Below are 5,218 nucleotides of genomic sequence, written 5' to 3' on the forward strand. Positions count from 1 at the left end.
TTGTTGCAAACAATAATTTCGCTGAATGACGGACGTCATAATTCTGATGAAACACGAAACCAAGGATGAGAACCGCCAAACTGAAAATTCCCATCGAAAGTTGAAATCGAGTTTTTGGAATTCGCAGATGAGAAAACCACACAACTGCAGTCAGGCAGAGTAAACCAAGTGAAGTCAAAACGATGATCGTTTTAACATCTGCAATGCCACCCCCTATGAGCCAGAAACTGAAAAAGATTCCTGCCAGAAAACAGAAAGGCTGCCAAACAGGAAGTGTATAGATGGTAAAGGGATCTGTTTTCATCTGTCGGGTTTGAATCGCTAAGTTTAACCAACCACCCCAGCACCATCCTAAAAGTGAAAAGACAATCGCAGTTAATCCGCCTCGTACCACAGCCAGGATCTGGGCAATTTCAATATATGCGTTTGCATAGAGCATGCAGGAGACCAGTAGCGGAAAGAGAGCCAGGCAACTGACGCCAATAATACCCGTTCCTAATGAGAGACAGGCAGCAGTCTGTATCTGTTGTGTTATCCCGCGCGAGCGGATGAATGAAAAGGCAGCGCCAATACCACATAAGAAAGCGGCCCAGATTGTGACTTTCAGATAAAGTGAATCGGGATAGAGCTGAAAGAGCACACGACTCAGCATGACAAATAGAATCCCCACAGCCAGACTGACTGGAAAACTACAACCGCGTATCATCAGGGGAACGATCGATGCAGATTCCCGCTGATCATTTTCACTCGGCTTAAAAAGAGGTTCTAACTCTGCTTTTGCAGAATCGACTTTAAGCCACTGGGGCGTCTCCGGAAGGTAGGGTTTTGCGTAAGCTAGAATCCACGGACCGCAACACAAAACAAATACCATTCCGACCGGTAAGATCAGAGAAACATTCCAACCGAACAAGGGTACGATCCAATAAGCGGCTGTGATGAGTGCCAATCCGATGCCTGTCAGATAACGGGCAACATGCCGATTCAGTTGTAAGCTCGTATTAAGATCGAAGCCCGTATTCTTTGCTGTCAACCAGAACAGGCGACTGCACCAGAACACAGCAGGCATAATGAGAGCCATTGCAGCCAGCGTCATCAGGCCTGTTAAAAAAACGAAATTCGAGATTTGTTGAACCGTTACCAAATGCAATACCTGATTCAACTGATTCAAAAGCATTGGAAAACAAAGCGACCAGAGTGACAATACGAAAAAAGTAATGCTCATTTTTCCTACATCAGGATTCGACTCAGTAGTCGATTCTGATTCCCTGTTAGACAACGCCGCCGATGCAGGCAGACCAAGCCAGATCCCGATGGCTACCGCTAATCCCATTCCGACAAAGACTTCCGGACTATCGCCGACAAATGCTTGGAATCGTTGGATACAGGAAAAGAGATAGACTCCACAAATCCACCCCGTAAGAAAGAGAATTCCCAATCGCTCTCGTAGAATTTGAAGCGAATATTTGAGCAGATTTTGAGCGAACAAACGTGTCATGGCTTCCTTGCCTGTCGTTAATTATCAAACAGATTTGCATCTCGATGAAAAGTCGCGTACTCTAAGTTATTCACCAAGAGACTTTTAGCAGCAATAATTGCCGGTAATTGTTCTCATTACGCAGTGTGAGTTTTATCGAAAATTCGTAAATATATGCAATACCAGTCGTTGTAACGAAGCTGAGACCTCTTTGTGGTAACAGCTTATGTACACTTCCCTGGTCAAAGATAAGAAGAGAAGTAAAAATAGGTTGTCGTTTAAGCTCCCTCAGCCCCATTATATCTAGAAATTGATCAGAGTGAACGAACAATTGACCCCGCTACATTATTCCGCCTCTGATCGATCACGCAAGCTTCTCCATCGACAGAAATCAGTGCGAACTCGTTTATTATACTGGCTACTAAGCAACCTCGTCGTGCTAGTGGGAGTCTGTCATTTCGTCCAGGCTGAAACGAGTTATCCAGCAGCAGCTTATAAAGCGGTTGTGAATTCGATTACGGCGGAAAAACTCAAATCGCATATCGAGTTTCTGGCCAGTGATTCCTTAGAGGGAAGAGAAGCAGGCTCACAGGGAGGGCAGGCAGCCGGCACTTATATTCGCGGCTTTCTTCAGAAACATGGTGTCAAACCGGGTATGGGCGAAGAGGGCTATTTCCAGGAATTTGAGGGTGGCTATCGGAATATCATTGGCATTATTCCAGGCAACGATCCGGAATTGAAAAAAGAATATGTTGTGATCGGTGCGCATTATGACCACGTTGGATACGGAAAACCTTCCAACAGTCGAGGAGGGATTGGCCAGATTCATAATGGAGCCGATGACAATGCCAGTGGCACGTCTGCTCTTCTGGAAGTCATCGCCGCAATTTCACAACACAAAGAAGTTCCGCGACGTTCATTGATGTTCGTATTTTGGGATGCTGAGGAAATGGGTTTACTAGGCTCGAAGCATTGGGTCAATTATCCAAATATTCCCCTCGATCAAATCGCCATCTATCTCAATTTGGATATGGTGGGCCGTCTTAAAGGTAAAGCTCTCAATTTGTTTGGTTCACGATCAGCCCTTGGATTACGTTCCTTTGCCGTTAAATGTAATCATCGCGAGACCGGAATTAAAATGCGATTTGACAGCGCCATTCGTCCCGATAGTGACCATTGGCCCTTTTATCAGAAAGGCATTCCCTTCCTAATGCTGCATACCGGTAAACATGCGGACTATCACCGACCTGAAGATGATCCCCACAAAATTGATTTTGCGGGTGCGAAAAAGTGTGCACAACTATTAGCTCAGCTTTCACTGGACTTCTCTCTTCAAACAGAAAAACCGGAATTCCGCAACGCCGACCGCGATATCCTGGATGGCATTGATCAACAGGCACGCGTGGATAAATCCACTCCTCCCCGACTGGGAATCGCCTGGAATCCTGAAAAATATATACAGGGAAACCTGGTGATCACTCAGGTACTCTCCAATTCCGTCGCGGAAAAAGCGGGATTGAAAGTGGGCGATGAAATCTTGACAATTGATGGGAAATCTCCCGTGTCGGATAAAGGGTTCGCCGCTTTGATACGCAGTGCTCCCAGGAAAATTACTCTGCAAATCAGGAGATCGATGGAAGAGAAATCGCTGAAAATGGCCATCGAGTTAAAAGGAGAACCAGTCAGATTGGGAATCGAATGGAAAACTGATGAGTCCGAACCAACGGTTGTCGTCATTTCCGACGTCGTAAAATCATCACCCGCTGATCTGGCTCAGTTGAAAATAAATGATCGAATTTATGAAATCGGGGACAAACCATTTAAGAGCAGCGATGAATTCCAAAAACGAGCCACTACGATACCGCTGCCATTCAACGTATTAGTGGACCGCGAAGGGTTATTGAGAAAAATTGAGATTCAATCGACAAGATGATTTTTCCAGTCAATCATTTGCGGCGCTAATCCCGCTTTCTTCAATTCATCCTTCAGCAGTGATTCTGGTATGACACGCGCAGAGCCTTTGCGATAAACGCGTATCCGAATGCCGTCTTCGTCTCCGATGGTCCGGTTGGCTTGCTGAATGATTTGTTTCATTTCTGCTGGTTGATAACGGTCCTGGGACTGAGAGGATGCCTTGATCAGGTAGCTGCGATTATCAATCAGGATGTCCAGAACTTTGAGTGGGAGTTCTGCCAGCGTCTTATGTTTTGGTTCCGGTTGGATGAGTACAGGCACGACGTCAGATTCCGTCGATGCTAAAATCGTTCGCGGATCTTCAGCGGGCTCTGTTTTTTCTTCTCCGTCACCCGAACCTGTATTGATGCCAGGGGTCAGACCAAAAAACTGTCCCAGAATGATCCCCAGAATTAATACGCCCCCTCCTGCATACATCAGTCGTTTTGGTCGTTTGGCCATGACGCTCCCCACTTCATGATGAGATCTGACAGAAACCGCATTGTAGCGTCTGCCGCTACAATTGAAACTAATCTTTTTGCTCTTCTGTCATAAAAAATACAGACACAAAATGCAGTATTTTCCGTGAGATGAGTCATTCCCTTTTACAATTTCGGTCTTACTTCTTTTGATTCAATTCTCCCATCAACTTCAGAATGATAGCAACGATTTTCTCTGAGGCATCTTTCTGCACGCGATTGGTACCCATCCAGGTTTCATATCCACCCAGTTTATGCTGGGCAGGAGTGGGCAGATAGCCATTGTATCCATTGGCAATCTCAATCGTGAACGCATCTTCGAATGGAGTTTTGTCTTTGAGTTCCAGGCCGATTTCGCAAAAGGTTTCAAAGGGGATTGCAGCCACACATAAATCGCCAATTCTCACCGCCTGAAGTAAGACCGTCATTTCGTCAGGACCTTCCAGCAGTTTTTGAACACGGCCTGCATAATTCCGTTCATAACGATGATGTTGAGGCGCGTCCTCGGGTTTTGCCATTACTTGTTTAATATAAGCCTGCATTTCTGCATCCGGTTTGCGAATCCTTAGAGTCAATTCACTGCTGGCAATACCAAGGGGAACCCAGGTTTTGTATTTGATCTTTTTATATGCTTCGGCGACTCTTGATGCGACCAGGTCAGCGACTTGTGTCATCTTTTCATAAGACTTCATGCGTTTGCTTGATTTACGGAAATTGATATTGTTGATGTCTCCGCTCGTTCCGTTTGAAAGCATGCCTACAAAAGGTTGCTGATCTGGATCAGCGCCAATCATTGAGCCAATCTTCTCAGAAAAGATACCAAAGTAGTCAGCGGAGATTTCACCTTTGTTTACACCTCCGACATAATGCAGTGAGTAATTTGCAAGCAAAGCAAGCGGCTTACCCTCCAGTGACTGCACACTGATGAATGAAATTTCCGGATCAATCGGACCCGCCGGTTTGACCAGAGCAGCATTGCCGCGCGGCGGATTCATGCGAACGGTATCAACACCACCAAAGGGATTTTTGCAAAAATCCGGATTTGTCGTGTACCAGCGACGATTGAAAACTTCGGAGGATTCATCGATTCCACCCCAGCCAATTCTAGCAGGTCGTCTGTTCTCCAACGCACGACGCACACAGTCGGCAATACGACGTGAAAGAAACCCATGATAATTCGGGTTGCTGGCACGCGTGGCGGAATGTGTATGAGTGGCCGCCATCAAGATGTTTTCCGGAGGCAGATCTGTTTCTGCTTTAATCCCGCATTTCCCAGATGACTTCCCTCGCTTTGGCACGTAATTTGCGCCAT

General features: G+C 46.0%; 4 protein-coding genes. 1 reads left to right on the forward strand and 3 read right to left on the reverse strand.

Translation table 11 applies throughout. The annotated features are described in order from the left end of the window. A partial coding sequence (locus Q0668_RS05505; RefSeq protein WP_298861030.1) for a hypothetical protein occupies positions 1-1,495 on the reverse strand: 1,495 nt, incomplete at its 3' end. 373 nt (positions 1,496-1,868) lie between these two features. On the opposite strand from Q0668_RS05505, the gene Q0668_RS05510 reads away from it, so the two are divergent. Beyond that, positions 1,869-3,407: a M20/M25/M40 family metallo-hydrolase gene (locus tag Q0668_RS05510; protein WP_298861033.1), complete on the forward strand. Its 1,539-nt coding sequence runs from the start codon at positions 1,869-1,871 to the stop codon at positions 3,405-3,407. Here the strand turns inward: Q0668_RS05510 and Q0668_RS05515 are convergent. Then, positions 3,392-3,889, reverse strand: coding sequence for a hypothetical protein (locus Q0668_RS05515; RefSeq protein ID WP_298861036.1), 498 nt, complete (start codon positions 3,887-3,889; stop codon positions 3,392-3,394). The genes Q0668_RS05510 and Q0668_RS05515 overlap by 16 nt on opposite strands. Before the next feature lie 157 nt (positions 3,890-4,046). Then, positions 4,047-5,218: hypothetical protein (locus Q0668_RS05520; protein WP_298861039.1), on the reverse strand; the 1,172-nt coding region annotated here is incomplete at its 5' end.

Source organism: uncultured Gimesia sp. (assembly GCF_937910335.1).
In the GTDB taxonomy this organism is placed as follows: Bacteria; Planctomycetota; Planctomycetia; order Planctomycetales; family Planctomycetaceae; genus Gimesia.

Excerpts from the sequence above, each read along its gene's own strand:
- Q0668_RS05515 (WP_298861036.1), bottom strand. The coding sequence starts at position 3,889 with ATGGCCAAACGACCAAAACGACTGATGTATGCAGGAGGGGGCGTATTA.